The sequence below is a fragment of the Isoptericola sp. F-RaC21 genome, from assembly GCF_038593535.1.
Lineage (GTDB): Bacteria > Actinomycetota > Actinomycetes > Actinomycetales > Cellulomonadaceae > Isoptericola.
Window position 1 is genome coordinate 296,310 of record NZ_JBCFYX010000001.1, and the last position, 25,521, is coordinate 321,830.

A 25,521-nucleotide genomic window follows, 5' to 3' on the forward strand; every position below is an offset into this window, starting at 1 on the left:
GCCTCAGAAGTAGTCGCGCACGTGCACCTGGCGGCCGCCCCAGAGAGCGTCCCAGACGGCGTCGTGCGCGGCGGGCCCCCAGGCGCTGCCCGCGAGCCGGGCGTTCGCCGTCGACTGGGCGCCCGCCCACGTCACGGCCAGCCCGGCGGACGTGAAGGTCAGGCGGTCGCCCGGCACCGCGTCGTCGTCGGGCATGACGCGTACCGCGCCGTCGGCGGCCTCGAGCGTCCACGCGCCCTCGAGGTCCGGCGCCCGCCGGTCGGCGACGGCGAACGGCACCCGGGCCGTCACCGGCGCCACCCGGGCGGCTCCGAGCGCGCCCGGCACGTCGAGCAGGCGCAGCATGTACGGTCGCGGCGCCGAGGTGGCGGCGTGGTCGGGCAGCACGAGGCGCGCGACGTCGACGCCCGACCACCCGCCCGACGTGCAGACCTGCACCCAGCCCGCGACCGATGCGAACGAGGCGAGCACCCGCCACAGGACGCGGGCCGCGTCGGGGGTGAGCGCGACCAGGTCGTCGACGTCGATGGTGTTGGTGCGGTCGTCGCCCGGGCCGCGCGACCAGCTCGCGAAGCCGAGCACCTCCTCGTCCGCCCCCGCGCCGCGCACGGCGAGGCTGACGCCGGTGTACTCGGAGCCGGGGCCGACCATCTCGTCGGGCTCCATGGTGAACGGCGCCTCGTGCCGCGAGAGCGGCCCGTTCTGGGCGGACGCCCACGCCTCGTAGACCCGCCGGACGGCGGGGACGTCGGCCGCGGTGGCACGCCGCGCGCGCACGTCACCGGAGGGCCGGGGCACGGTGGCGAGCGCTGACATCGGGATGCGCACGTCCTCGAACGCGCCCACCACCTCGTAGCCCAGCCCGCGGTAGATGCCCGCCGACGACGGGTAGAGCGTCGAGACGACGTCGCCCAGGGAGCGAGCCTCCGCGAGCGCGGCCTCCATGAGCGGCCGCAGGAGGCCGGAGCCGCGGCGCTCGGCGGCGACGGTGACGCCGGCGAAGCCCGCCGTCGGCACCCGGGCGCCGTGGAACCACGACGTGAACGACCGCACGCCCAGCCCCGCCACGACCTCGCCGTCGTCCGTCGCGACCCACGGACGGCTGTTCGGCGACGGCCACGAGTCCGGATCGGGCTCCGGGGACGGGTGGGGCGAGACCCCGAACGCCTCGGCGCCGAGCCGGCGGGCGGCCGGGACGTCGGCGAAGGTGCTGCGGCGGAACTCTGGTCTGGCGTCGCTGCTCACGACGGCGACGCTAGCGCCCCGCGCCCTGCGCGTCACCGGCAATCCGGCGTTCGACGGTGCGGCGCCGTACCGTGAAGCGGTGAGCCCGCCCGTGCCCGACGCGACGCAGGCCCGGCTGCGCAGCCGCGTCCTGGTGGTCGCGATCCTGGCGTCGTTCGTGTCGTTCCTCGACGGCACCGTCGTCAACGTGGCGCTGCCCGCGATCGGCGACGAGCTCGGGGGCGTGGGGGACGCCCGGCTCAGCCTCCAGCAGTGGGTGGTGGACGGCTACCTCGTCACCCTCGGCTCGCTCATCCTGCTCGCCGGCTCGCTGTCGGACCTGTACGGGCGCAAGCGGGTGCTCGTGGCCGGGCTCGTGGGCTTCGCCGCGGCGTCCGTGCTGTGCGCGATCGCGCCGACCGGCCCGGTGCTGGTGGGGGCCCGCCTGCTGCAGGGCGTGGCCGGCGCGCTGCTCGTGCCGAGCTCGCTGGCGCTCATCATCTCGACGTTCGAGGGCGAGGCGCAGGGGCGAGCCATCGGGCGGTGGACCGCGTGGACCGGCACGGCGATGATCGTCGGGCCGTTCGTCGGCGGCGGCCTGGTCGACCTGCTGTCGTGGCGCTGGGTGTTCTGGATCAACCTGCCCGTCGTCGTGGTCACGCTGCTGCTGCTGCGCCCCGTGCCCGAGGTGCGGCCGGACCCTGGGCGGCGGCTCGACGTGCCGGGCGCGGTGCTCGCCGCCACGGGGCTCGCTGCGGGGGTGTACGGCCTCATCGAGCGGACCTGGGCGGCGGTCGCCGTCGGCGCGGTGCTGCTGGTCGGGTTCGTGGTCTACGAGCGGCGGGCGCGCGACCCGATGATGCCGCCGCGGCTGTTCGCGGCCCGCAACTTCGCCTGGGGCAACCTCGCGACGTTCGCCGTCTACGGGGCGCTCTCGCTCGGCGGGTTCGTGCTCGGCCTGTTCCTGCAGCAGGTGGCGGGCTACTCGGCCACGGCCGCCGGCGTGGCGCAGCTGCCGTCGACGCTCGCGATGCTCGCCCTGTCGACGCGGTTCGGCACCCTCGCCGCCCGGTACGGGGCGCGGTGGTTCATGACGATCGGCCCGGTGGTCGCGGGCGCCGGCTACCTGTTGCTGCTCACGATGGACGCGAGCGCCACGTACGTCACGCAGGTGCTGCCGGGGCTGCTCGTGTTCGGCCTCGGCCTGTCCATCACCGTCGCGCCGCTGACGTCCGCGATCCTGGGCGCGGCCCCGCCCGCGGACGCCGGCATCGCGTCGGCGGTGAACAACGCCGTCTCACGCGTCGCCGGGCTGCTGACCGTCGCCTTCGCGGGGGTCATCCTCGGCGGGGTGCTCGACGTCGCGTCGTTCCACCGCGCGCTGCTGGTCACCGCGGGCCTGCTCGTGCTCGGCGGGCTGGTGAGCATGGTCGGGATCCGGGACGTCAGAGCTGCAGCTTGAAGCCCTCGTGCGACTGCGCGTAGCCGAGCGACCGGTAGAACCGGTGCGCGTCCGGGCGCTGCTTGTCGGACGTGAGCTGGGCGAGGGCGCAGCCGCGCTCGCGGCCACGCTCGTGGGCATGCTCCATGAGCGCGCGACCCAGGCCTCGGCCGCGCAGCGTGGCGTCGACGCGCACCGCCTCGACCAGGAGGCGTGTGGCTCCGTTGCGCGAGATGCCGGGCACGAACGTCAGCTGCATGACGCCCACGACCGCGCCGTCCAGCTCCGCCACGACGAGCTCGTCGTTCGGGCTCGCCTCGATCGCCTCGAAGCCGGCGACGTGGGCCGGGCCGAACGTCCCCGTGCGGGCCGCGGCGACGGCGTCGTCGGCGATGAGCTCGACGACGCGCGGCAGGTCGTCGCGGGTCGCGAGGCGGAAGGTGACGGCGGAGGCGGGGGAGTCGGGCACGGCGGGACGGTAGCAGGCGGGCTCCGGGTCAGAACGGCGGGTCGAGCCAGGGCGGGCTGGCTGGATCGGGCGGGGGCGGGGCCGCCGGAGGCGGCACGTCGGACGGGGCGTCGCGATCGTCGTCGGGTGGTTCGTGGCCACAGGGCATGGACCGGTGGCGGGTGACGTCGATCGGGTCCGGACGAGTGACGTGCCGCCGGCCGGTGGGGGACGTCCATTCGAGGGTGCCGCCCCAGCCGACGTGGCTGCCGTCGGTGCGGGTGGTGCCCACCTGTCTGACCCGCCAGGTCGTCTGGTGCTTGACCACATGGTGTCGACGGCAGAGCACGGCCAGATTGGTGGCGGCCGTGGCGCCGCCGTCGGCCCAGGCCGTGGTGTGGTCGAGGTCTGAACCCTGGGCGGGGCGGGTGCAGCCCGGGAAGCGGCAGGTGGCGTCCCGCGCCTGGACCAGGTGCTTGAGGTCGGTGGGAACCGTGTAGGCGGTACGGCCGACGGACAGCACGGCACCGGACTCGGGGTGGGTGAGGATCCGCCGGAACGACGGTGCGAGGGCCGCGAGCCGGCGGGCGGTGTCAGGGTCGATGGGCACGTGCCCGTCGAGGGTGGCGGGGGCGTCGGCGAGGCCGAGCAGGCTCAGCACCGGGACCGTGACGGTGACCTGCGGTCGGACGGAACGTGCCAGGGTCGCCAGCGTGGTGGAGATCGTCGCGCCGGGCGCGGGTGTCGGGACACGATCCGTGGTCTCGACGGGCTCGACCGTCGGGACGGCCTCGACGTCGAGGGTGCCGTCGTCGAGCAGGAGGGCGGCGAGGGTGTCGGCGCGGGCCTGGTCGAGGGTCCGTGGGTCGTCCTCGGCCCGGAGGTGTCGGGCCGCGCGGGTGAGGCGGTCGTGTGCGGCGTGCGCGAGGGGCGCGGGCAGGTGGGCGACGAGCCACGCCATGCCGTCGCGTCCCTCGTCGAGAAAGACGGCGCGTCGGTCCGCTGCCTCGGCGTGGCGGACGTCGGCGGGCGTGGGGTGCGAGATCTCGCGGGCGTGAACCGCCCTGCGGCTGAGCTGCGTCGGTGTGCAGGTGATCATGCCCGTGCTCGGGTCGAGCGCGGCGGCGAGCACGGATCGTTCGACCGCTGCGGCGTCGTCGGGGGCCAGGTCGGCGAGGTGCTTGCTGATCGCCGCGGCGTGCGCCCACGACAGGCGGCCGTCGCGCAGGGCGGCCAGGGTCGCGGGAGCCTTGCCGGTCAGCGTGACGGCATGGTCGGCGAGGGCGCCCGCGGCGTGCTCCCCGAGGTGCAAGGTGGTGGCGATCTCGGCAGTCACGGCGCGACGGGCGAGCTCGAGCCTGCGGGCGGACGGTGCACGTCTGGCCGTGGGGTCGTGCTGGTCGAGCAGGTCGGTCTCCAGCGCCTCGGCGAGTCCGGCGGCCCGCGCGAGAAGGGCGGCACGTTCGGCGTGCACGGCGGCGAGCCGGGCGTCGTTCGCGGCAAGCTCGTCCAGCACAAGGTCCAGGTCCGCCAGCGACGGCCGCGGCGGCCGGGCGTCGAACGCTCCCGGGGCGTCCTGGCGAACCTGCCCGGTGTCGGTGTCGCACGTCGTGGCGTCGTGCCCCGCGGACGCGCGGACGCGCTCGGACTCTTCCGCGAGCAGCTCGCTGATCGACGGTGTCCACGACCAAGGCATCGCGGCGATCCGGTCGGCTGTCGCCTGGAGATCCATGGACGTGCTCGCACCGCTGCCCGCGCTGACATCGGCGCCGGTCGCAGGGTCGGGGTGCGTCGTCGTCATGCCTCGAGGCTAGCGATACTCGAACATGTGTTCTACCCCTTGGTGACATCTGTGGACAGCCGATCGGAGTGGTCAACGGACCCGGGTCGGCACCGCCCCGGGCGACGTTGCCGGCCACGACGGACGCGGGCTTGCGCGCGGCCTGATCCCCAAGGCGGTCGCGGAACGTCTCGCGGAAGTCGAGCCGTGGCCACCGGGCCTCGAGGCCGGGGCCGCTGACGTCCCGGGGCGTTCTGCCGCGGGCAGAAGGTGGGGCGCGCGGCGTCTGCGTACGCCAGGCTGGGGCGCATGAGGCTGCTGGTGCTGGGTGGGTCGGTGTTCCTGTCGAGGGCGGTCGCGGCGGACGCCGTGTCGCGCGGCCACGAGGTGGTGGCCGCGAACCGCGGTCGGTCGGGTCCGGTGCCCGACGGCGTGCGGCACGTGCGGCTGGACCGCGCCGACGCGTTCCCGGAGGCCCTGGCCGCGGAGGGCTTCGACGCCGTCGTCGACGTCTCGCGCACGCCGTCGCACGTGCGCCGCGCTGTGGCCGCCCTGCCGGACGCGCACTGGGTGTTCGTGTCGACCGTCAACGTGTACGCGGACGACGGCGACCCGGGCGGGCCGGGCGTCGGGCGGCTGCGCGAGCCGGAGCCCGGCGACGTCGACGGGGCGGAGAACCCGGAGGCGTACGGCGCGATGAAGGTCGCGTGCGAGAACACCGTCCGCGAGGGGGCGGCGTCGGCGGCCGTGGTGCGCCCCGGCCTCATCGTCGGGCCGGGCGACCCCAGCGGACGGTTCGCATACTGGCCGGCGCGACTGGCCCGGGTGCTCGACGGGGCCGCCGACGTGCTGGCGCCCGGCGACCCGGCTGCCCCGGTCCAGGTGATCGACGTGCGCGACCTCGCGGCCTGGGCCGTCGACCTCGCCGAGCGCCGCGCCGAGGGGACGTTCGACGCCGTCGGCCCGGTGACCCCCATCGGCGACCTGCTCGCGGCGGCGGCCCGCGGCGTCGGCGCCGAACCGCGCTGGGTGTGGGCGGACGACGCCACCCTGGCGGCTGCCGACGTCCGGCCGTGGTCCGGGGAGCGGTCCCTGCCGCTGTGGCTGCCGCGGCCTGAGTACGACGGGATGCCGGCGCACGACGCCGGCCCCGCGCTCGCCGCCGGGCTGCGTCCGAGACCGGTCGAGGACACGGCCCGCGACACGCTGGCCTGGCTGCGCGCGACTCCGGACGCGCACGTCACCGGCCTGACCGCGGCGGAGGAGGCCGACGTCGTGGCCGGGCTGCGCAGGGCCACCAAGGATTCTGACTCCGGCGTCTAGTGCGTCACTTTCGGGCCCGGTCGGAGCCCGACGTCCGACGCGCGGGCTTACGGTCGAAGGGTCAGCGCCCCTTCCCTCACGAGGGCGACGGGGCGGTCGTTCGTCCCGTCCGGGCCGTCGTCGCGCACCAGCGTCACCGCTCGTCGGGGCGTGGTGCGAAGGAGTACGGACATGGCGGCAGGCAGCAGTCTCGCGGGTCGGGTGGCGCTCGTGACGGGCGGCGGTTCGGGCATCGGCGAGGCGGTGAGCAAGGAGCTCGCGGCCCACGGCGCCCAGGTCGTGGTCACCGACATCCGGCTGGACGCCGCGCAGCGCGTGGCGGACGAGATCAAGGCCGCCGGCGGCGAGGCCGCGGCGTTCGAGCAGAACACCGCGGTGAAGGAGGACTCGGCCAAGGCGGTCGAGTTCGCGAAGGCCACGTTCGGCGGGCTCAACTACGCGGTGAACAACGCGGGCATCGGCGGCAAGCAGGCGCCGGCGGGCGAGACCGACCTGGACGACTGGGACCGCGTCATCGGCATCAACCTCAACGGGGTGCTGTACGGCATGCGGGCGCAGATCCCCGCGATGCTCGAGCAGGGCGCGGGCGAGAGCGCGATCGTCAACATGGCGTCGATCCACGGCACGGTCGCGGCCCTCGGCAGCGGCGCGTACACGGCCGCCAAGCACGGCGTCGTCGGCATCACGAAGAACGCCGCCGCCGAGTACGGCCCGCAGGGCCTGCGCATCAACGCCGTCGGCCCGGCGTACATCAAGACGCCGCTGGTCGAGTCCAGCCTGCCCGCCGAGGCGCGCGACGCGCTCGTCGCCAAGCACCCGCTCGGTCGCCTCGGCGAGCCCGAGGAGGTCGCCAGGGTGGTGCGATTCCTGCTGTCCGACGACGCGTCGTTCGTCACCGGTGCGTACTGGCTGGTCGACGGCGGCTACACCGCCGTCTGACCGGGGACGCCGGTCGAGCCTGTCGAGGCACGTCGCCCCGGAACGCTCCGGAGGTCTCGACAGGCTCGACCCGCGCTCAGGCCCGGGCGAGGTTGGCGGCGAGCTCGTCGACGAGGTCGAAGCCCTCCTGCATCCCGCCCTCCATGCCCGACTCGACGATCGCGTCGCGCACCTCCTTGCTCGGCGCGCGGGTGACGAGCGTGAGCGTGGTGGCGCCGTCCTCCTCGACGAACGTGTACGTGTTGAGCGTGGCCGCGGAGTCGCCGTCGGGCATCCCCTCGTAGACCTCCGTGTGCACGAGGCGCTCGGGCGGGACCACCTCGGTGAACTCGCCGTGGAAGGCGACCTCGAAGCCGCCCTCGGCCTGCATGGCGTAGCGGTAGGTGCCGCCCGGGCGCGGGTCGATCTCGACGCTCGTGACGGTGCCTCGCTTGCCGGCCCACCAGCGGGCGATCAGCTCGGGCTCGGTGAACACGCGCCAGACGGCGGCCGCGGGGGCGGCGAACCGGCGCACGACGTGGATGTCGGTGTCGTTCGGCAGCGTCAGGACGGCGGTGCCGGTGGTGGTGCTGGTCATGATCGATCTCCTCGTTCGTCCGGTCGGGCATCGGGTGACTCGTCCATCTCGTCGAGCAGCTCGTCGATGAGCTCGAACCGCTCCTCCCACATCCGCTGGTACCGGCCGACCCAGGCGTGGATCTCCTGCAGGGGCCGGGCGTCCGCGCGGTAGAGGCGACGACGGCCGTCGTCGCGGACCTCGACCAGCCCGACCTCCCGCAGCACCTTCAGGTGCTTGGAGACCACCGGCTGGGCGACGTGGAGCAGCTCGACGAGCTCGCCGACGCTGCGCTCCTGCAGCGCCAGGGCGTCGAGGATCTCGCGGCGCCGGGGCTCGGCCACCGCGTTGAACGCGTCCGTCGTCGTCGCTGCTCGTGCCATGCGACCAAACTATGCCGATATCGGAATATGTCAAGGGGTGGGCGTCAGGGCGTCGGGTTGCAGCGCGCCGCCATCGTCGCGACCAGCCCGACGTCCGGCCGCCACGGCTCGAGGTTCCACGAGTCCTTGTCCGGCGCGCCGATCGCGTGGCACTCGAGCTGGTCGTGCATCGTCGCGGAGTCGACCCCCGGGTCGGCGGCCACGAGCTCGGCCCAGACCAGGTCCGTTCCCGCCTGCCCCGCCTCGCGCGCCCAGTCCGTCGGCACGACGGCGAGGGACCGGCCGCCCTCGCGGTCGCCCCAGTCGGTCCCCGCGACGGCGGCCGTGCCGAGCACGGTCGTCACCTCGTCGTGCTCGGCCGTGGCAGAGGTGGGGCGCAGCTCGAGGTGCGTGGCGTCGACGGCGACCAGCCGCGCCCCGCGCGGCGCGGACAGCCCGCCGACCGGGCCGTCGTCGTCACGCACCGTGACGCTGCCGTCGGGGTGCGGCTCCAGCGTGCCCGCCGAGGTCAGGGCGAGCCGCGCCACGGCCGCGCCCGGGCCGTCGCCCGCGTCGGCGAGCGCCGCGGCGTCGACGGTCAGGGTCGCCGTGTCGGCTCCGGCGTCGGTCGAGACGTCGAGCGGCGGGTCGTCGCCCGGTGGGGGCGGTGCCGTCACCTCGAGGGTCACGTCGCCCGCCGCGAGCTCTGCCCGGACTGGCGGGGCGCCTGTCGTCGGCGTGGTCGGCGACGGGGTGTCGGGCGGTCCCTCCGTCGGCGCGGGGGCGGCGGGCGTGCACGCGCCGAGGGTCAGCAGGAGGGCGAGCGTCGGCACGACGCGCGACCGGGGGCGGGGAGGCACGACTCCCAGTCTGGGTCATGGGGCGGGCCGGGGTCTGGTCAATCGAGTGAGGGTCGCCTAACCTTATCGACGTGAGCACTCGCGCCCTGTCGAAGCCGGTGGACCCGCACGTCCTCGTCGCCGAGGTCGTCACGACGAAGCGGCTGAGCCCGCACCTGCAACGGGTCACGCTCGGCATCGAGGACATCGACCGCCTCACCCTGGTGGGCGACGACCAGTGGTTCCGGCTGTTCCTGCCGCGCCCCGGCCAGGACGCGCTGAAGCTGCCGACGCGCACGTCGAACCTCGGCTGGTACGCCCAGTACCTCGCGACGCCGCGAGCCCGCCGCCCGCTGGTGCGCAACTACACGATCCGTGCGGCGCGGCCCGAGCTGCGGGAGATCGACGTCGACTTCGTGCTGCACGGCCACGACGGCCCGGCCGCGGCCGACGAGCCGCTGGGGCCCGGCGCGGGCTTCGCGTTGGCCGCGCAGGCGGGGGACCGCGTCGGCATCCTCGACCAGGGCACCTACCACCGCCGGCAGGCCGCGTGCGAGTGGCGGCTGCTCGTCGCCGACGAGAGCGGCCTGCCGGCCGTCGCCGGCATCTGCGAGTCGCTGCCCGACGACGCGCGGGGCGTCGCCGTCGTCGAGGTGCCCACCGCCGACGACCGGCAGGACTTCCGCGTGCCGGACGGCGTCGATCTGCGGTGGGTCGAGCGCGACCGCGCCGCCGCCGACGACCCGGTGCTCGGCGAGGTCCCCGGCCGGGCGGCGCTCGCCTTCGTGCGCGACTCGGTCCGTGAGGCCGAGCTCCCCGCCGGCGCCGGGTACGCGCTCGTCGCGGGGGAGCAGGCGCTCGCGGCGGGCGTGCGGCGGCACCTGGTGAACGACCGGCAGTGGCCGAAGGCGTCGGTCGACTTCGTCGGGTACTGGCGGCACGGCAAGGCGTCGCCGAGCTGATCCCGGCGGGCCGGCGCGGGGCGGAGCGGGCTACTCGACGACGACGACCTCGTGGGGCGACGTGTTGAGCCGCACGCCGGCATCCGGGGCGTCGGCCAGGCCGGGCACGCCGGCCGGGAACGCGACGACGATGTCCTCGATGCGCACCCCGAACTCGCCCGGCAGGTAGATCCCCGGCTCGACGGAGAAGCACATCCCGGCCTCGATCGGGGTCTCCTCGCCCTCCACCATGTACGGCGGCTCGTGCGTGGTCAGGCCGATCCCGTGGCCCGTGCGGTGCACGAAGAACTCGCCGAAGCCGGCGTCCGCGATGACGGCGCGCGACGCGCGGTCGACGTCCTGGCAGGTCGCGCCCGGTCGGACGGCGTCGACGCCGGCCTGCTGCGCCGCCCGCACGACGTCGTGCACCTCCTGCTCCCGGGCGGTCAGCGCGCCGACGTGCACGGTGCGTGTGGTGTCCGAGCCGTAGCCGTCGGCGAGGCCGCCGAAGTCCATCACCACCATGTCGCCCTCGCGGACGACCCGGTCGCCCGCCTCGTGGTGCGGGTCCGCGCCGTTCTCGCCCGCGCACACGAGCGTGAAGTCCACCTGCTCGTGGCCGTGGGAGCGCAGGAGGGCGTCGAGGTCGTCGGACACCTCGCGCTCCGCCCGCCCGGCGAACCGGCGGGTGACGATCTCGGCGAACACGGCGTCCGCCCCGGCGCCCGCCGCGGCGAGGCGCGCGACCTCCTCGGGGGACTTGGCCGCGCGCAGCATCGGCAGCACCGTGGTGACGGCGGCGTACGACGACGCGGGCAGCGCCCGCTGCAGGCCCAGCACGTGCAGGGCCCACGCCGCGTCGCTGATCGCGTAGCGGCCGTCGGGGCGCAGCAGCCGGGCGGCGACAGCGTGCTCGTCCTCGCCGTCCGACCAGGCCACCGCCTCGATACCCCCGACGGCGCCGATCTCGAGGTCGTGGGCCTCGAGCTTCGGGACGACGGCGACGGCGTCGTCGCCGGTGTCGGACGCGGGGATGGCGAGCAGCGTGAGCCGCTCCGTGTCCGCGGCCGGCGTGTAGCCGAGGAAGTAGCGCAGGTCCGGGCCGGGCGTCACGAGGACCCCGGCGAGGCCGGCCTCGGCCGCCTGCGCGGCGGCCCGGCGGCGACGGTCGGCGTACACGGCAGGGGAGAAGGACGTCATGCGCCCAGCGTGCCGCCTCGGGCCGGGACCTGCACCACGGTCGGGTGCGCCGCCGCGCGCGCGGTCAGACGTGCACGACGATCTTGCCGCGCCCGTGGCCGGTCTCGCTGGCGCGGTGGGCGTCGGCGGCGTCGGCGAGGTCGAAGACCTGGCCCACCTCCACGGCGACCTTGCCGGCGTCGATCAGCGCGCCGAGCGCCTCGAGGTCGGCGCTGGACGGCCGGACCCAGACGTAGTGCCCGCCGTGCTCGGTGCGCGCCGTCGCGTCCGTGATCGACGTGACCGTGCCGCCCGGGACGAGCAGCGCGTCGCTCGTCGCGACGGCGTCGCCGCCCGCGTAGTCGAGCGCGACGTCGACGCCGTCCGGCGCCAGGGCGCGGACGCGGTCGGCCAGCCCGTCGCCGTAGGTCACGGGCTCGGCGCCGAGGGAGCGCAGGTAGTCGTGGTTCGCCTCGCTCGCGGTGCCGATGACGCGCGCGCCGAGGCTGCGCGCGATCTGCACGGCGAAGGAGCCCACGCCGCCGGCCGCCGCGTGCACGAGCACGGTCTGGCCCTCGCGGACGCCGGACCGCAGGATCGTCTGGTAGGCGGTGAGCCCGGCGAGCGGCACGGCCGCAGCCTCCTCGAAGCTCAGCGACGCGGGCTTGCGGGCCAGGGTCCGCACGGGCGCCGCGACGAGCTCGGCGAACGTGCCGCCGTGCACCCAGTCCTTGCGGACGTACCCGTAGACCTCGTCGCCCACCTGGAACTCGGGGGTGTCGAGGCCGACCTGCTCGACGACGCCCGCCACGTCCCAGCCCGGGACCACGGGGAACTGCGTGTCGAACAGGCCGTCCAGGTAGCCCTGGCGGACCTTCCAGTCGACGGGGTTGACGGACGCGGCGCGCACACGGACGACGACGACGTCCGCCCCGGGGCGGGGGTCCGGCTGGTCGGTGAGCTCGAGGACGTCGGCGCCGCCGTACTGGCTGTAGGTGATGGCTCGCATGCTCGGCACAACAGGGACCGGGCCGCGAGGCTTCCCGCCGCCCGGAGCTGGGTCAGCCGGCGAGCCGGAAGCGGGCGCGGTACTGCGCCGGGGTGGTGTCCAGGCGGCGCCGGAACGCCCGGGTGAGGGTGTCGGTGGTGCCGAACCCGCAGGCGGTCGCGACGCGCTCCAGCGTGTCGTCGGTGGTCTCGAGCCGCTGCCGCGCCACCTCCACGCGGACCGACTCGACGTAGGCCGCCGGCGTGGTGCCCAGCTCGGTCGTGAAGAGCCGGGTGAGCTGGCGCTCGCCCACGTGCGCGTGCGCGGCGAGGTCGGCGACCGTCAGCGGCGCGGCGACGTTCCGCAGCACGTGGTGGCGCAGGTCGTCGACGCGCCGTGAGGTCTCCCGCGGGTCGGTGGAGACGGAGAACTGGCTCTGCCCGCCCGGCCGCTTGAGATACATGACGAGCTGGCGGGCGACCCGGAGCGCCACCTCCTGGCCGTGGTCGTCGGCGACCAGGGCGAGGGTGAGGTCGAGGCACGCCGTGAGGCCGGCGCCCGTCCAGGTGTCGCCGTCGCGCACGAAGATCGGGTCCGGGTCCACGCGGACCCGCGGGTGCTCGTCGGCGAGCTGCCGGGCCGTCGACCAGTGCGTGGTCGCGCGCATGCCGTCGAGCAGCCCGGCGTCGGCGAGCACGTGCGCCCCGACGCAGACGGACGCCAGCCGCCGGGTGCGCGGGGCCAGCTCACGCACGCGCGCCACCACGTCCGGGTCGACGACGGCGCGCACCCGGCGCGCGTCGTCGAGCACGACCGCGCCCGGCACGACGAGGGTGTCGACGGCGCGGCCCGCGAGGTCGTCGAACGTCGCGTCGGGCAGCACGCGGACGCCCGCGGACGTGGTCACGGGGTCGAGCGTCTCGGCGGCGAGCATCACCTCGTACCGGGGAGGTTCGGCGGTGACGCGCGGCACGAGGGAGAGCACCTCGGCCGGCCCGGTGACGTCGAGCAGGTCGACGCCGTCGAACAGCGTGACCACGACGAGTCGCTCGGTCATGATGACTGCCGCCTCGATGTCTGAATCTGCAGGTTGCACGACATTGCCGACACGATACCCGGATGCCTAGCGTGGTCGGCGGCGTCGCACGGCGCCTTCTCGACCTCGAAAGGGCACTCATGACCAGCACGAACCTGCGCGAGCTCGGCGGCAGCGACCAGCGGCCGGCCGGCCTCGCCGACGCGACGCTGATCCTCGTCGACTACCAGAACACGTACACGCGCGGCGTGATGGAGCTGGAGGGCTGGGCGCCGGCGCTCGATGTCGCCGCGGACGTCCTGGCGCGCGCCCGGGCGGCCGGGGCCACCGTGATCCACGTGCAGCACGACGGCGGCGCCGGCTCGCCGTACGACCTGGCCACCGAGCTCGGGCAGATCCACCCGCGCGTCGCGCCCGCCCCGGGCGAGGCCGTCGTCACCAAGACCGCGCCGGACGCGTTCCGGGGCACGGAGCTGGGCGACCTGGTGGACGCGGCCGGGCACGCCGACGTCGTGGTCGTGGGCTTCATGACGCACATGTGCGTGGCCTTCACCTCCCAGGGCGCGGCGCTGCGGGGCAACCGGCCGACCGTGGTCGCCGAGGCATGCGCCACCCGCCCGCTCGCCACCGCGGTCGCCCCGGTGTCCGCCGAGCACCTCCACCACGCCGCGCTCGCGACCGTCGCGGACGCGTACGGCGTCGTCGTGGCGTCGGCCGACGACCTGGCCGGGCAGGCTCGCTAGCGCCCGGTCAGACCAGCACCTCGCCGTCGCGGGCGACCACCCGGCCGCCCGCGACGACGAGCGCCCGGCGTGGCGCGCGCACCACGGCGTCGGGCACGTTCTCGGCGTCGACGAGCACCACGTCGGCCGGCGAGCCCGGCACGAGGTCGTGCACCTCGCGGCCCACGAACTCGGCGGCGTCCGCCGACGCGACGCGGGCCGCGGCGACGAGCTCTTCGTCGTACCGCAGGCCGGAGAGGCGCGCGAGCTGCGTGGTGAGCGCCAGAAGGTCGCCCGTGCCGTACGGGGACCACAGGTCGCGGATGCCGTCGGTGCCCAGGCCGACCGGGACGCCGGCCTCGCGCAGGGCGAGCAGCGGCAGGGGAGCGGCGCCGATCGGGGCGACGGTCGTCATGGTGATCCCGGCGTCCGCCATCGCCGCGACGAGGTCGGCCTGTCGCGACCCGGAGAGCTGGCCGACCGCGAAGCCGTGCGCCACGTTGACCTTGCCCTGCAGCCCGGCCCGGAGGGTGCGGTCGACCATGAGCTCGATCTGGAACGCGCCCAGCTCGCCCCCGTCGTGCAGGTGGACGTCGATGCCGACGCCGCGCCGCTCGGCGATCTGGAACAGCCCGTCGAGGTGGCCCACCGGGTCGCGGTCGATCGAGGCCGGATCCAGGCCGCCGACGTGGTCGGCCCCCGCCGCGGCCGCACGGTCGAGCAGCTCCAGCACGCCCGGGCGGCGCAGCACGCCGTCCTGCGGGAACGCGACGATCTCGGCGTGCACGGCGCCGCCGAGCGCGGCCACGGCCTCGCGGACCACCTCGATGCCGCGCAGCCCGACGCCGAGGTCGACGTCCACGTGCGTGCGCACCGCCGTCGTGCCGGTGCGGACCGACTCGCGCAGCACCGCCAGCGTGACGTCCACGCCGGGGATGCCGAGCTCGTCGCGGTGCGCGCGTTCGTAGGCGATCCGGCCCGCGACGCCGCCCTCGCCGCCGTAGCTGACCCACGGCTTGCCCCACCACGACTTGTCGACGTGCGCGTGCGCGTTGACCAGGCCGGGCAGCGCCAGCAGGCCCTTCCCGTCGACGGCGCCGGGGGTCGCGGCCGCCGTCGGGTCGTGCGGCACGACGGCGGCGATCGCCCCGTCGGCCACGTGCAGGTCGGCGGGCTCGCCGCCCCACGGGCGCACGTTCCGGATCGCGGAGACGGCGGCGGTGCTGGTCGTGGTGTGCGTCATGGGCGCTCCTCCTCGTAGGGGACGACGGCCTGCGGTCGTCCCGGGATGGTGATCTCGTAGCTCTCGTCGGCGCCGTCGAGCGCCGCGTCGAGCGGGACGACGGTGGCGCCGTCCCAGGCCTCCTGCTGGGTGTAGCCGCCGGCGAGCACGCCGTACGCCGCGCCGGCGTCGTCGTGCCAGACGGCCACCGTCTCGTGCCGGCGCTCGGTGGGCAGCACGACGTCGGCACCGTCCGGGTCGACCACCTCGATGCTCGGGCCCGACCTGGCGTTGCCGAACGGGCCGTTGCCGGCGATGACGAGCGTGCCGTCGTCGGCCCGGGCCACGCCGTGCTGGTGGGAGTCGGCCGTCAGGTCGGTGGTCGTGACCTCGCCGCTGTCCGGGTCGACGTGGGCGAGGGTGCGGCCCTGGTACGGCAGCAGCAGGTCGCCGCCCGAGTCGAGGACGGCGTAGTGCGGCTTCTCGAACGAGGCGAGGCCGCCCTCGCGGCCGAACGGGGCCACCTCGATCGCGCGGGCCCGCTCGCGCTCGGGGTCGACGACCGTGACGGTGAACCCGTCGTGGTCGACCGTGTACACCTCGCTGCCGTCGTCGCTCACGAGGACGTCGAAGGGGCGCAGCCCCACCGGCACGGAGGAGACGACCTCGCCGGTGTCGGCGTCGAGCGTCTCGAGGGACGCCGCGTCGCCCGTGCTCACGGCGACGTGCACCCGCTCGCCGTCGGGGGAGACGGCCAGGCCGAGGCCGCCGCGCCGGTACTCGCCGGACGCGATGCGGGTCGCCGGGTGCTCGTACGCGAAGAGGTCGGTGCGCTCGCGGGCCTCGAGGTCCACGACCGCGACTCCCTCGGCGGTAGAGACGTACGCACGGCGGGAGTCCTCGTCCACCGCGACGTCCCACGGCGCGGCGCCCACCGTGATCTCGTCCACGACGGCGTTGCCGCGGCGGACGGACGGGTCGACCACGGCGAGCGTGTCGCGCTCGGCCTGCGTGGCCAGCAGCAGCTGCCCACGCCCGCGCCCGGCCTCGCGCGTGCCGTCGTCGGTCGGGTTCGGCTCCGGGGCCGTCGCCGGCGGTCGTGTCGCGACCGCCGACGGCGCGGGGTCGGGTGCGGCGGGCTCGTCGGGTGCGGCGCACGCGGCGAGGGTCAGCAGGGCGCCCGCGCCCAGGGCTGCGCCGGCCGCGCGGGCGGGGCGGCGTGGGGAGCGGGGCGTCGTCACGGGCAGATGGTATGCCATTTGGTCCTCCGGGTGGCTGGCAGGATGAGCGCATGTCCTCCGAGCTCTCGGCCGCGTTCGAGCCCGAGTCCGTGCGGGTGGCGCGCGTCGTGCGCGAGCAGATCGTGGACGGCACGCGGGCGCCGGGCAGCCGGCTGGTCGAGCGCGACCTGGCGGCGGAGCTGGGGGTGAGCCGGATCCCTGTCCGGGACGCGCTGCGCACGCTCGTCGGCGAGGGTCTCGTGACCCCGCGCCCGCGCACCTGGGCCGTGGTCCGCGAGTTCAGCGACGCGGACGTCGCCCACCTGCACGAGGTGCGCGAGGCGACCGACCCGCTGCACTTCCGGCTCGCGGCGCAGCGGCGCTCGCCGGAGCAGCTCGCGGCCCTGACGGAGGCGTGGGAGCGGGAGGACGCCGCCGCGAGGGCGGGCGACGGCCCCGCGGCCCGGCGGGCCGGGGCGGACTTCCACGAGCGCGTCGTCGAGGCGGCGGGCAACCCGGTGCTCCTCGAGCTGCACCTCGTGATCGCCAGCCGCGTGCGCTGGCTGCTCGGGCAGCACGTCGACCTGCAGGCGATCGCCGACGAGCACCGCGAGCTCCTCGACGCCGTCCGGGACGGCGACGGCGAGGCCGCCGCCCGCCGGGCGCGCGAGCACCTGGGCACCAGCAGGGCGGCGGCCCAGGAGCGCCGGGCCTGAGAGACGGGACATCCGACCAGGCTCGTCGTCGGCCGTCCCGTGCCGCATCGGGCCTCCGGGGCGGGTCCGCTCATCCGAACGGATGAGGTGCGGATCGGGCGCCCCCGGCTAGCGTGCTTGTCGTGCCGGGATCCCTCACGCGTGGCGTGCACCTCGCCTTCGCCGCGCTCGTCGCGACGTCCGCCGCGCGCTACCTCACCAACCACGGCCCGGGTGGCCGGTGGTGGCTGGTCGTGGCGCTCGTCGTGGTGGTCGCGGCCGCCTACGCGGCGCTCGTGCTGCTGGCCCGGCGGCCTGGCTCGACGGCGCGGAGCGTCCTGCTCGACGTCCTGCTCGGCGTCCTGCTCGTCGCGTGGGGCGCGCTCGTGCTCGTCGCGCCGAGCTTCGCGTGGTCCGCGATCCCGCTGTTCTTCGTCTGCCGCACGCTCGTCCCCGTGCCCGCCGCGCACGTGCTCGTCGCCGCCGTCGCGGTCGTCACCGGCGTCGCGCTGTTCGACCTGTCCGGCCGCAGCGACTGGGCGGCCGCCGTCGCCCCGCTCGTGGTGGCCGTGCTGCTCAGCCTCGCGTACGACGCGATCGTGCGGCAGGCGGGCGAGCGCGTGCGGCTGCAGCGCGAGGTCGCCGTCCTCGCCGAGCGCGAGCGCATGGCCCGCGAGATCCACGACACCGTGGCGCAGTCGCTCTCGTCGGCGGTGCTGCGGCTCGAGGCCGCCGACCAGCGGTGGGACGCCGACCCCGACGCCGCGCGCGACGACGCCCGGCAGGCCGCCGTCGCCGTGCGCGCCAGCCTCGGCCAGACGCGCGACCTCGTGCACGACCTCGTGGACCCGTCGCCCGCGGCGGGCGGCGTGGCGCCGGCCGACGTCGAGGCCGCGATCCGGACGGCGGCACGTCGGCACGTCCCGGACGCCGAGCTCACCGTGGTGGGCGACCCGGTGCCCGTGGGCGCCGAGACCGCGCACGCGCTGGCGCGCATCGCCCAGAGCGCCGTCGCCAACGTGCACCGCCACGCCGGCCCCGCGCGGCTCGGGCTCACCGTCACCTACCTGCCGGACGCGGTCGCGCTCGACGTGTTCGACGACGGTCGCGGCTTCGACGTCGACGAGGTCGCGGCCCGGACCGCCGGCGCGGGCGCCCCCGGGCGGCAGGGCGGGTTCGGGCTGCGGGCCATGCGCCAGCGGGTGGAGCAGCTCGGTGGCACGATCACCGTGGAGAGCGGCCCCGGCGAGGGGACCGTCGTGGGGGTGCAGCTGCCGCTGGCGGCGGGCCCGACGGCGACCGTGCGAGAGGACCAGGAGAGCGCATGAGCGACCCGATCACCGTGCTGCTCGTGGACGACCACCACGTGGTGCGCGCCGGGCTGCGCGCCCTGCTCGACTCCCAGCCCGACATCAGCGTGGTCGGAGAGGCGGGCACCGCCGACGAGACCCTCGACGCCGTCGACCGGCTCGCGCCCGCCCTCGTCGTCATGGACCTCGAGCTGGGCGCGGACGAGGACGGCGTGGCCGCCACCCGCCGCATCCGCGCGGCCCACCCGGGCGTGCCGGTGCTCGTGTTCAGCGCCTACGACACCGACGCCGACGTCGTGCGCGTCGTCGACGCCGGCGCCATCGGCTATGTGCTCAAGGACGCGCCGCCGGCGGAGATCTTCGCCGCCGTGCGCGGCGCCGTCGCCGGGCGCAGCGTGCTGTCCCCGCCGGTCGCGTCCCGGCTCATGCAGCAGGCGCAGAACCCGGGCAGCGCGCTCACCCCGCGCGAGGCCGAGCTGCTCACGCTCCTGGCCCAGGGGCTGAGCAACCGGGAGCTCGGGCGGCGCCTGTTCATCTCGGAGGCGACCGTCAAGACCCACCTCGCGCACGTGTACGCCAAGCTCGGCGTCGAGTCGCGGGCGGCCGCCGTCGCGCACGCGCTGCGTGGGCAGACGGTGCGCTGACGGCTCACGCCTCCACGGTCACGTCCTCGGGCCGCTTGTCCTCGCGCCACCCGCGCCACACGGAGTGCCGCAGGCGCGGGCCCTCGTCCCCACCGTCGTCCGCCGCGCCCAGGTCGGCGGGGTCGCTCGTCCAGTCGCCGTAGGACACCTCCGCCACGCGCTCGGGGGCGGCCCACCGCGCGTGCACCGTCTCGGCGCGGGGCACGCCGTCCAGCGGGGCCTCGTCCACGGGGTGCAGCCGGCGCACCACGGCGCGCCGGTCGGCCTCCGTGAAGCCCGTGCCGACCTTGCCCACGTAGCGCAGCGTTCCGCCGTCGTCCGGCACCGCGAGCAGCAGCGAGCCGGCCACCCGGACGTCCTCGCGGCCCGTGCCCGCGTGCAGCGGGCGCCAGCCGACGACCACGACCTCCTGGGTGCGGGCGTGCTTGATCTTGAGCCAGTCGCGCGATCGCCGCCCCGGCGTGTACGTCGACCGGCGTCGCTTGGCCACCACGCCCTCCAGGCGCATGAGCCGGCTGGCCTCGAGCGCCTCGTCGAGGGTGCCCTCCAGGGCGTCCGGCACGTGCACCGGCCGCCGCGGCGACACGACGCGCGCCAGCTCCGCCCGGCGCTCGGTGTAGGGCCGGTCGGTCACCGCGCGCCCGCCCACGACCAGCGCGTCGAAGAGCACCAGGTCGACCCCCACGCCGCGGCGTGCCTTCTCGACGTCGCGCGGCCTGGTGAGGTTGGCGCGCTGCTGCAGGCGGCGGAACGACGGGCGGCCGTCGGCGTCGAGGGCGACGATCTCGCCGTCGAGCGCCAGGGGCAGGTCGTCGGCCGAGACCATGTCCGCGAGCGCCCGGAGCTCCGGGAACGTCACCGTGAGGTCCTGGCCGGAGCGGGACGTGAGCCGCACCGTGGGCTCGCCGTCGCCGGGCAGTACCTCCGCCACCGCGCGGAACCCGTCCCACTTGACCTCGAACGCCCAGTCGGCCGGGTCCAGCCGCGCGAGCTCGCCCGGCGGGGCCGTGGTCGCGAGCATCGGGCGCGGCGCCTCGGCCGGCGCGGCGTCGACGGTCGGGCGGGACGGTCGCTCCTTGCCGGCAGGGACGCCGTCGTCGGCCGAGCTGCCGGTGCCGCCCGTGTCGTCGTCGCCCGGCTGGGCCTTGGTGCGGTGGATGAGCCACGAATTCTGGTCGTCGCCCCCGCGACCGCCGGTGCGGATGAGGGCGAGCCGTCGCGAGCCCCGTCGCTCGCTGTGCAGGACGGCGATCACCTCGTCCTCGCGCCACTTCTCGAGGTCGTAGGTGCCCGCGTCCCAGATGGTCACCTCGCCGCCGCCGTACTCCCCGGCGGGGATGGTGCCCTCGAACGACCCGTACTCGAGCGGGTGGTCCTCGGTCTGCACGGCCAGGTGGTTCTGCTTCGGGTCGGTGGGCTCGCCCTTGGGCAGCGCCCAGCTCACGAGCACGCCGTCGTGCTCCAGCCGGAAGTCCCAGTGCAGCCGGCGGGCGTGGTGCTCCTGGATGACGAAGGTCGGCCCCCCGCTGGTCGAGCCCGTCGAAACCCGGTTCCCCTCTCCCTCCGGTTCGAACGGCTCCGGCGTCCTCTCCGGGTCCCGCTTGGCGCGGTAGGTCTCGAGCTTGTCGAAGGTGGCCATGCGCTCGGGCGTGGGCTCGAGCTGGGCCAGGTGGCCCGCGGCCAGCGGCTCCAGGAGGTCGCCGTCCCGCTCCAGCCGCTCGACCACCTCGGTGAAGGTGAGGTGGCGCAGGTCCGGGTCGTCGAGCTCGTCCCAGCTGCGGGGCGCGGCGACCGTGGGCTCGTCGCGGCCACGCAGCGAGTACGGCGCGATCGTCGTCTTGGACCCGTTGTTCTGCGACCAGTCCACGAGCACCTTGCCGGCGCGCAGCGACTTCTTCATGTCGCTGACCACGAGGTCCGGGTGCTCGGACTCCAGGTGCCTCGCGAGCTCGTGCGCCACCGCAGAGACGGCGTCCGCGGTGAGCGACTCGTCGTGCCCGACCAGCGCCGCGTACAGGTGGATGCCCTTGGAACCGCTGGTCACGGGCAACGGGTCGAGGTCCATGCCGCGCAGGATGTCGCGCGCCAGGCGCGCCACCTCCGCGCACTCGGCCAGCCCCGCGCCCGGCCCGGGGTCGAGGTCCAGCACCAGGCGGTCGGGCGGCAGCGGCGTGCCCGTGCGGCCGAACCGCCACTGCGGCACGTGGATCTCGAGGGTGGCCGTCTGCCCCAGCCAGGTCAGCGTGGCGAGGTCGTTGACCAGCACGTAGTCGTTGGTCGACGTGCGGTGCTTGATCGAGCGCCGCGGCACCCACGACGGCGTCGACGCGTCCAGGTTCTTCTGGAAGAACATCTGCCCCGCGACGCCGTCCGGCCACCGCTTGCGCGTCGCCGGCCGGTACGACGCGTGCCGCAGCAGCGCAGGCGCCACCTGCGCCAGGTACTGGAGCACCTCGCCCTTCGTCGTCCCCGTGGCCGGGTAGTAGACCTTGTCCAGATTGGTCAGCTGCAGGCGTCGGTCGTCGACCGTGACGGTCTGCGGCTTGCTCGACGACGTGCGTGCCATGCGGTCATCGTCGCGCGAGGTCAGCGCTTCCGCAGCACCTTGACCTGGTGCCCCTCGGGGTCGAGCACCCACGCGTACCGCAGCCGCCCGTCCGGGCCGTCCATCGGCGCGCGCAGCGAGCGGCCGCCGGCGGCCACGGCGCGGTCGTGCGCGCCGTCGACGTCCGTGACCCACAGCGCGACCTCCGCGGAGCGGCCGCCGGGCGGCGCCACCCCCAGGTCGGCGATCTCGTTCGCCACGTCGACCGCGTCGAAGCCCACGCGCACGCCCGCGCCCTCGACCTCGATCTTCACCGGCGTCCCGGTGGGCGGGTACCGGAACGCCCGGCGCAGGCCGAGCGCCTCGAAGAACGACGCGCACCGCTCGACGTCGGAGCAGAAGAGATTGACCTGGACGCCCGTGACCTCGCCGACCGCGTCGTCGGCCCTCGTGTCCGTCATGGAGCGACCGTACGGCCGGGCGCCGACATCGCACGTGGCACAGTGTCCGCGTGACCGACGCCTACCTCGCCTCCCTGTTCTCCCTCGACGGCCGGGTCGCGCTGGTGACCGGCGGCAGCTCCGGCATCGGCCGCGCGATCGTGGGCGCGCTGGCGCGCGCCGGGGCGCGCGTCGTCGTCCTCGCCCGGCGCGAGGCGGAGCTGGACGCCACCGTCACCGAGCTGCGTGCCGACGGCTGCACGGTCGACCGCGTCAGCGCGGACCTGTCGACGCGCGACGGCGTCCGGGCGGGCGCGGAGGAGGCGGCAGCCCTCTTCGGCGAGCCCGACGTCGTGGTCAGCTCCGCCGGGATCAACCTGCGCCCGCCGCTGGGCGAGACGGACGACGCCACCTGGGACGCGACGATGGCAGTCAACCTCGAGGCGCCGTACCTGCTGGGGCAGCGGTTCGGGCCCGGCATGGCCGAGCGCGGCTTCGGCCGCCTCATCCACGTGTCGTCCCAGCAGGCGCACCGCGCGTTCGTGCAGTCGGGCGTGTACGGGGTGTCCAAGGGCGGGCTGGAGTCGCTGGCGCGCTCGCAGGCGGAGGCCTGGTCGCACCGCGGCGTCACGGCGAACACGCTCGTGCCCGGCTTCGTCCTCACGCCGCTCAACGCGCGCCTGCAGGCCGACCCCGGGCGGGTCGAGGCGCTCGCGGCCCGCACGATGGTCGGTCGCAACGGGCTGCCCGACGACTTCGCCGGCGCCGCGGTGTTCCTGGCGAGCGGGGCGTCCGCGTACGTGACCGGGCAGTCGCTGTGCGTGGACGGCGGATTCTCGGTCCACTAGGCGATCGCGGCCCACGGGAGTCAGCGTCCGGTCGAGCCGTCGATCAGCTCGCGGAGGATGTCCGCGTGACCGGCGTGGCGTCCGGTCTCCTCGATCATGTGGGTGAGCGCCCAGCGGAGGCTGGGAGCGGGCCGGCCATGAGCAGGGCGGGGGACGGGCGCGCCGAGGTCCGTGCACCCGTCGATCACCGCGTTCGCCTGGTCGACCGCCTCCCGGTAGCGCGCCACGACGGTGGACACGTCGTCCGTCGGGGCGGCCCGGAACGTCGCGGGCCAGTCGGTGGTCCGCTCCCCGAGGAACGTCGCGCGCTCCACGCAGGTGAGGTGGTGGAGCAGCCCGAGCAGGTTCGTGCCCGAGGGCACGCCCGCCGTGCGGACCTGCGGTTCCGGTGCGTCCCCGACCTTCGAGGCGACCGACGTCCGGAGGTAATCGAGAAACCCGCGCAGGACCTCGGCCTCGCTGCTGCCGGTGCGGGGCGGCGGGGTGTCGCGGCGGTGCTGGCGACGGGGCATCGAGTCTCCTTCGGGGTGGCCGGCGGTCGTCGCTCAGTCTGGCCTGAAGCCGGTCCGGCGGCGCGGGCTGGTCTTCGTCCCCGACCTGATTGCTCCGCCCTAACCCCGTGGGGGTATGGTGCTGCGCATGACCGAGGACACCATCACCGACATCCGCCGCCCGCAGACCCTCACGATGTACGGGGCGACGTGGTGCGGCGACTGCCGTCGCGCCAAGCGCGTGCTCGACACCCGCGGCGTGGAGTACGTGAACGTGGACCTCGTCGCCGACCCGACGCGGGCCGACGACGCCGAGGCGATCAGCGGCCGCAAGAACATCCCCGTCGTGGTGTTCCCCGACGGCGAGTTCTTCGTCGAGCCCACCGACGCCGAGCTCTCCGCGAAGCTGGACGCCGTCGGCCTCTGACGGCTCACTCCCAGCGGAACCACGCCGCGGCCGCGCCGCCCGCGAGGACGGTGGTCGCGCCGAGGCCGACGAGCGCGGGCACCGGCATCGCGACGCCCGCCCACGCCGCGCCGAGGGCGTCGACGGCGCCGCCGAACGGCAGCCAGCCGCCCAGGGCGGCGAGGGCGTCCGGGAGGTTCTCCCGCGGGCCGAACAGCCCGCCGAGCGCGCCCAGGGCGAAGAACGCGACGAGGCCGATCGCCACGGCGGACCCCGGCGTCGGCGCGACCGCCGCGACGAGCATCCCGACCGCGTACATCGCGCCGATCGTCAGCGCCAGCGCGCCCGCAGCCACCCACGGCTCGGCCGGCGGCGACGCGCCCAGCCAGACGAACGCGACGCCGAGCGCCAGGGCGATGCCCAGCAGGATCTGCGCCACGCCGACGACGGCCTGCGCCCCGAGCACCATCGCCGGCGAGGCGGGGGTGACGCCGAGCCGCTTGAGGATCCCCGTGCGCCGGTAGTAGGCGAGGAAGCTCGGCATGTTGATCACCCCGACCGTCGCGACGACCATCGTCAGCGTGAGCGGGAGCACGTAGACGTCCAACGCCGTGCGCCCGCCCGTCCCGGGCACCACCTGGTCCAGGCCCGGCGCCAGGCCGTTCATCACCAGGACGAGCAGCGGCATGCCGAGCGGGACCACGAGGCCGGCGGTGTCGCGGGCCACCATCCGGGCCTCGGCGGCCGTGAGCGCGAGCCACGCCTCCGCGCCCGGCCGCACCGCGCGCGGTGGCATGCCCGGCTCGGGCAGCTCCAGCACGCGGGGCGTCCCGTCGTGGGGTACGTCGTCGCGGAGCGTGGTGCGGTGGGCGGTCATGAGGCCTCCAGGGCGCTTCCGGTGAGGGCGAGGAACGCGTCGTCCAGGGTGGGACGGCGCAGCTGTGTCTCGGTCGCGACGACGCCCGCCTCGGCGAGCGTCGCGCCCACCGCGTGCAGCAGGTCGTCGTGGGACGGGTCGGCCGGCGTCGTCGTCCCGGTCGCGGCGGCGGTGACGGTGAGCCGCGGGCCGGCCGCGTCGACGTGCTCGACGGCGGGCAACCGGGCCAGGAGGTCGGCGGCGCGGGGGTCGTCGGTGCGCAGGGTGACGGAGGGTCGCAGCCCGGCCCGGTCGACCAGCTCGGCGGCGGTGCCGCGCGCGACGACGCGGCCGGCGTCGAGGATCGTCACGTGGTCGCACAGCCGCTCCACCTCCTCCATGAGGTGGCTGACGAGCAGCACGGTGACGCCGTCGGCCCGCAGGTCCTCGACCAGCGCCCACATGCTGCGGCGCGCCTCGGGGTCGAGGCCGGTGGTGAGCTCGTCGAGGACGACGGCGCGCGGCGCCCCCACGAGGGCGAGGGCGACCGAGACCCGCTGCTGCTGCCCGCCCGACAGCTTCTCGAAGCGGGTGTCGCGCGAGGCGCCCAGACCGACGAGCTCGACCAGCAGGTCGGGGTCCAGCCCGCGCGGGTAGAACGACCGGTAAAGGCGCACGAGCTCGCGGACGGTCAGCGCACCGTGCAGGTACGCGCCCTGCAGCTGCACGCCGAGCACGCACCGCACCCGACGCCGGTCGGCGCGCGGGTCGAGGCCGAGCACCCGCACCCGGCCCGCGTCGGGGGCCCGGGCGCCGGCCAGGAGCTCCACCATGGTCGACTTGCCCGCCCCGTTGCGGCCCAGCACACCGGCGACCTCGCCGGGCCCCACGGACAGGCTCACGTCGTCGAGGGCGACCACCGGCGGCCGGCCGCGTCGGCGGTACGTCTTGCGCAGGTGCTGCGCCACGAGTGCGGTCATGGCGGCGACGCTACGGAGGCGGCGTGGGCCGGCGCGCGTGCCGCCGGTCACGACCTGCACCCGTGACTTCCGGCACGGGTCACGAC

General features: G+C 75.6%; 26 protein-coding genes. 10 read left to right on the forward strand and 16 right to left on the reverse strand.

Annotated features, from left to right (window positions below; all coding sequences use genetic code 11):
- Positions 1 to 3: 3 nt before the first annotated feature.
- Positions 4 to 1,245 (reverse strand): GNAT family N-acetyltransferase, encoded by a 1,242-nt coding sequence (locus tag AAG589_RS01355; protein ID WP_430565455.1) that lies wholly within the window; start codon positions 1,243 to 1,245, stop codon positions 4 to 6.
- A 79-nt stretch (positions 1,246 to 1,324) separates the two neighbouring features.
- Here AAG589_RS01355 and AAG589_RS01360 point away from each other — a divergent pair, with 79 nt between their 5' ends.
- Positions 1,325 to 2,686, forward strand: a complete 1,362-nt coding sequence (locus tag AAG589_RS01360; protein ID WP_430565456.1) for an MFS transporter — start codon at positions 1,325 to 1,327, stop codon at positions 2,684 to 2,686.
- Here the strand turns inward: AAG589_RS01360 and AAG589_RS01365 are convergent.
- Positions 2,670 to 3,134, reverse strand: a complete 465-nt coding sequence (locus tag AAG589_RS01365) for a GNAT family N-acetyltransferase (RefSeq protein WP_430565457.1) — start codon at positions 3,132 to 3,134, stop codon at positions 2,670 to 2,672. The genes AAG589_RS01360 and AAG589_RS01365 overlap by 17 nt on opposite strands.
- A gap of 28 nt (positions 3,135 to 3,162) precedes the next feature.
- Positions 3,163 to 4,914, reverse strand: a complete 1,752-nt coding sequence (locus AAG589_RS01370) for an HNH endonuclease signature motif containing protein (RefSeq protein WP_430565458.1) — start codon at positions 4,912 to 4,914, stop codon at positions 3,163 to 3,165.
- Positions 4,915 to 5,202: 288 nt separating this feature from the next.
- Here AAG589_RS01370 and AAG589_RS01375 point away from each other — a divergent pair, with 288 nt between their 5' ends.
- Positions 5,203 to 6,216, forward strand: a complete 1,014-nt coding sequence (locus AAG589_RS01375) for an NAD-dependent epimerase/dehydratase family protein (RefSeq protein WP_430565459.1) — start codon at positions 5,203 to 5,205, stop codon at positions 6,214 to 6,216.
- 171 nt (positions 6,217 to 6,387) lie between these two features.
- Positions 6,388 to 7,155, forward strand: coding sequence for an SDR family NAD(P)-dependent oxidoreductase (locus AAG589_RS01380; protein ID WP_430565460.1), 768 nt, complete (start codon positions 6,388 to 6,390; stop codon positions 7,153 to 7,155).
- A 76-nt stretch (positions 7,156 to 7,231) separates the two neighbouring features.
- On the opposite strand, the gene AAG589_RS01385 is transcribed toward AAG589_RS01380, so the two are convergent.
- From AAG589_RS01385 to AAG589_RS01395, 3 genes are read right to left on the reverse strand one after another with little or no spacing between them, the layout of a single operon-like run.
- On the reverse strand, positions 7,232 to 7,732 hold the full coding sequence (locus AAG589_RS01385; protein ID WP_430565461.1) for an SRPBCC family protein: 501 nt from the start codon (positions 7,730 to 7,732) through the stop codon (positions 7,232 to 7,234).
- The gene (locus AAG589_RS01390) at positions 7,729 to 8,094 is read right to left on the reverse strand and encodes an ArsR/SmtB family transcription factor (protein WP_430565462.1); all 366 of its coding nucleotides are present in this window, start codon (positions 8,092 to 8,094) and stop codon (positions 7,729 to 7,731) included. Before AAG589_RS01390 ends, AAG589_RS01385 begins: the two co-directional genes overlap by 4 nt.
- Positions 8,095 to 8,138: 44 nt before the next feature.
- Positions 8,139 to 8,933 (reverse strand): DUF2599 domain-containing protein, encoded by a 795-nt coding sequence (locus AAG589_RS01395; protein WP_430565463.1) that lies wholly within the window; start codon positions 8,931 to 8,933, stop codon positions 8,139 to 8,141.
- A 71-nt stretch (positions 8,934 to 9,004) separates the two neighbouring features.
- Between AAG589_RS01395 and AAG589_RS01400 the strand changes: the two genes are divergently transcribed.
- Positions 9,005 to 9,874, forward strand: a complete 870-nt coding sequence (locus AAG589_RS01400) for a siderophore-interacting protein (protein WP_430565464.1) — start codon at positions 9,005 to 9,007, stop codon at positions 9,872 to 9,874.
- Positions 9,875 to 9,904: 30 nt separating this feature from the next.
- Here the strand turns inward: AAG589_RS01400 and AAG589_RS01405 are convergent, their stop codons facing one another.
- The 3 genes from AAG589_RS01405 to AAG589_RS01415 all read right to left on the reverse strand — a co-directional run bounded on the left by AAG589_RS01405 (position 9,905) and on the right by AAG589_RS01415 (position 13,077).
- Positions 9,905 to 11,053, reverse strand: coding sequence for an aminopeptidase P family protein (locus tag AAG589_RS01405; protein WP_430565465.1), 1,149 nt, complete (start codon positions 11,051 to 11,053; stop codon positions 9,905 to 9,907).
- Between the two features lie 64 nt (positions 11,054 to 11,117).
- Positions 11,118 to 12,041: an NADP-dependent oxidoreductase gene (locus AAG589_RS01410; RefSeq protein ID WP_430565466.1), complete on the reverse strand. Its 924-nt coding sequence runs from the start codon at positions 12,039 to 12,041 to the stop codon at positions 11,118 to 11,120.
- A 52-nt stretch (positions 12,042 to 12,093) separates the two neighbouring features.
- Positions 12,094 to 13,077, reverse strand: a complete 984-nt coding sequence (locus AAG589_RS01415; RefSeq protein ID WP_430565467.1) for a GlxA family transcriptional regulator — start codon at positions 13,075 to 13,077, stop codon at positions 12,094 to 12,096.
- A gap of 119 nt (positions 13,078 to 13,196) precedes the next feature.
- Here AAG589_RS01415 and AAG589_RS01420 point away from each other — a divergent pair, with 119 nt between their 5' ends.
- Complete coding sequence (locus tag AAG589_RS01420; RefSeq protein WP_430565468.1) at positions 13,197 to 13,799, forward strand: cysteine hydrolase family protein; 603 nt, start codon at positions 13,197 to 13,199, stop codon at positions 13,797 to 13,799.
- A 7-nt stretch (positions 13,800 to 13,806) separates the two neighbouring features.
- On the opposite strand, the gene AAG589_RS01425 is transcribed toward AAG589_RS01420, so the two are convergent.
- Together AAG589_RS01425 and AAG589_RS01430 are read right to left on the reverse strand one after the other, a co-directional pair.
- Positions 13,807 to 15,021, reverse strand: a complete 1,215-nt coding sequence (locus AAG589_RS01425; RefSeq protein ID WP_430565469.1) for an amidohydrolase — start codon at positions 15,019 to 15,021, stop codon at positions 13,807 to 13,809.
- Complete coding sequence (locus AAG589_RS01430) at positions 15,018 to 16,241, reverse strand: YncE family protein (RefSeq protein WP_430565470.1); 1,224 nt, start codon at positions 16,239 to 16,241, stop codon at positions 15,018 to 15,020. The genes AAG589_RS01425 and AAG589_RS01430 overlap by 4 nt, the downstream gene beginning before the upstream one ends.
- A gap of 50 nt (positions 16,242 to 16,291) precedes the next feature.
- On the opposite strand from AAG589_RS01430, the gene AAG589_RS01435 reads away from it, so the two are divergent.
- From AAG589_RS01435 to AAG589_RS01445, 3 genes are all read left to right on the forward strand, one after another.
- Complete coding sequence (locus AAG589_RS01435) at positions 16,292 to 16,936, forward strand: GntR family transcriptional regulator (RefSeq protein WP_430565471.1); 645 nt, start codon at positions 16,292 to 16,294, stop codon at positions 16,934 to 16,936.
- A 122-nt stretch (positions 16,937 to 17,058) separates the two neighbouring features.
- Positions 17,059 to 18,243 (forward strand): sensor histidine kinase, encoded by a 1,185-nt coding sequence (locus tag AAG589_RS01440; protein WP_430565472.1) that lies wholly within the window; start codon positions 17,059 to 17,061, stop codon positions 18,241 to 18,243.
- The gene (locus AAG589_RS01445) at positions 18,240 to 18,869 is read left to right on the forward strand and encodes a response regulator transcription factor (protein WP_430565473.1); all 630 of its coding nucleotides are present in this window, start codon (positions 18,240 to 18,242) and stop codon (positions 18,867 to 18,869) included. The genes AAG589_RS01440 and AAG589_RS01445 overlap by 4 nt, the downstream gene beginning before the upstream one ends.
- Positions 18,870 to 18,873: 4 nt before the next feature.
- Here AAG589_RS01445 and AAG589_RS01450 read toward each other — a convergent pair whose 3' ends face one another.
- Positions 18,874 to 21,435 carry an ATP-dependent DNA ligase gene (locus tag AAG589_RS01450; RefSeq protein ID WP_430565474.1) on the reverse strand — a complete coding sequence of 854 codons (2,562 nt, stop codon included), beginning with the start codon at positions 21,433 to 21,435 and terminating at the stop codon, positions 18,874 to 18,876.
- Positions 21,436 to 21,455: 20 nt separating this feature from the next.
- Positions 21,456 to 21,875 (reverse strand): VOC family protein, encoded by a 420-nt coding sequence (locus AAG589_RS01455; RefSeq protein WP_430565475.1) that lies wholly within the window; start codon positions 21,873 to 21,875, stop codon positions 21,456 to 21,458.
- 50 nt (positions 21,876 to 21,925) lie between these two features.
- On the opposite strand from AAG589_RS01455, the gene AAG589_RS01460 reads away from it, so the two are divergent.
- The gene (locus tag AAG589_RS01460; RefSeq protein ID WP_430565476.1) at positions 21,926 to 22,702 is read left to right on the forward strand and encodes an SDR family NAD(P)-dependent oxidoreductase; all 777 of its coding nucleotides are present in this window, start codon (positions 21,926 to 21,928) and stop codon (positions 22,700 to 22,702) included.
- 20 nt (positions 22,703 to 22,722) lie between these two features.
- Here the strand turns inward: AAG589_RS01460 and AAG589_RS01465 are convergent, their stop codons facing one another.
- Positions 22,723 to 23,214 (reverse strand): DinB family protein, encoded by a 492-nt coding sequence (locus AAG589_RS01465; RefSeq protein ID WP_430565477.1) that lies wholly within the window; start codon positions 23,212 to 23,214, stop codon positions 22,723 to 22,725.
- 127 nt (positions 23,215 to 23,341) lie between these two features.
- Here AAG589_RS01465 and AAG589_RS01470 point away from each other — a divergent pair, with 127 nt between their 5' ends.
- The gene (locus tag AAG589_RS01470; protein WP_430565478.1) at positions 23,342 to 23,620 is read left to right on the forward strand and encodes a glutaredoxin family protein; all 279 of its coding nucleotides are present in this window, start codon (positions 23,342 to 23,344) and stop codon (positions 23,618 to 23,620) included.
- A gap of 4 nt (positions 23,621 to 23,624) precedes the next feature.
- Here the strand turns inward: AAG589_RS01470 and AAG589_RS01475 are convergent, their stop codons facing one another.
- Together AAG589_RS01475 and AAG589_RS01480 are read right to left on the reverse strand one after the other, a co-directional pair.
- A complete protein-coding gene (locus AAG589_RS01475) occupies positions 23,625 to 24,476 on the reverse strand; it encodes an ABC transporter permease (protein WP_430565479.1) in 852 nt (283 codons plus the stop codon).
- Positions 24,473 to 25,435, reverse strand: coding sequence for an ABC transporter ATP-binding protein (locus AAG589_RS01480; RefSeq protein ID WP_430565480.1), 963 nt, complete (start codon positions 25,433 to 25,435; stop codon positions 24,473 to 24,475). The genes AAG589_RS01475 and AAG589_RS01480 overlap by 4 nt, the downstream gene beginning before the upstream one ends.
- Positions 25,436 to 25,521 lie beyond the last annotated feature (86 nt).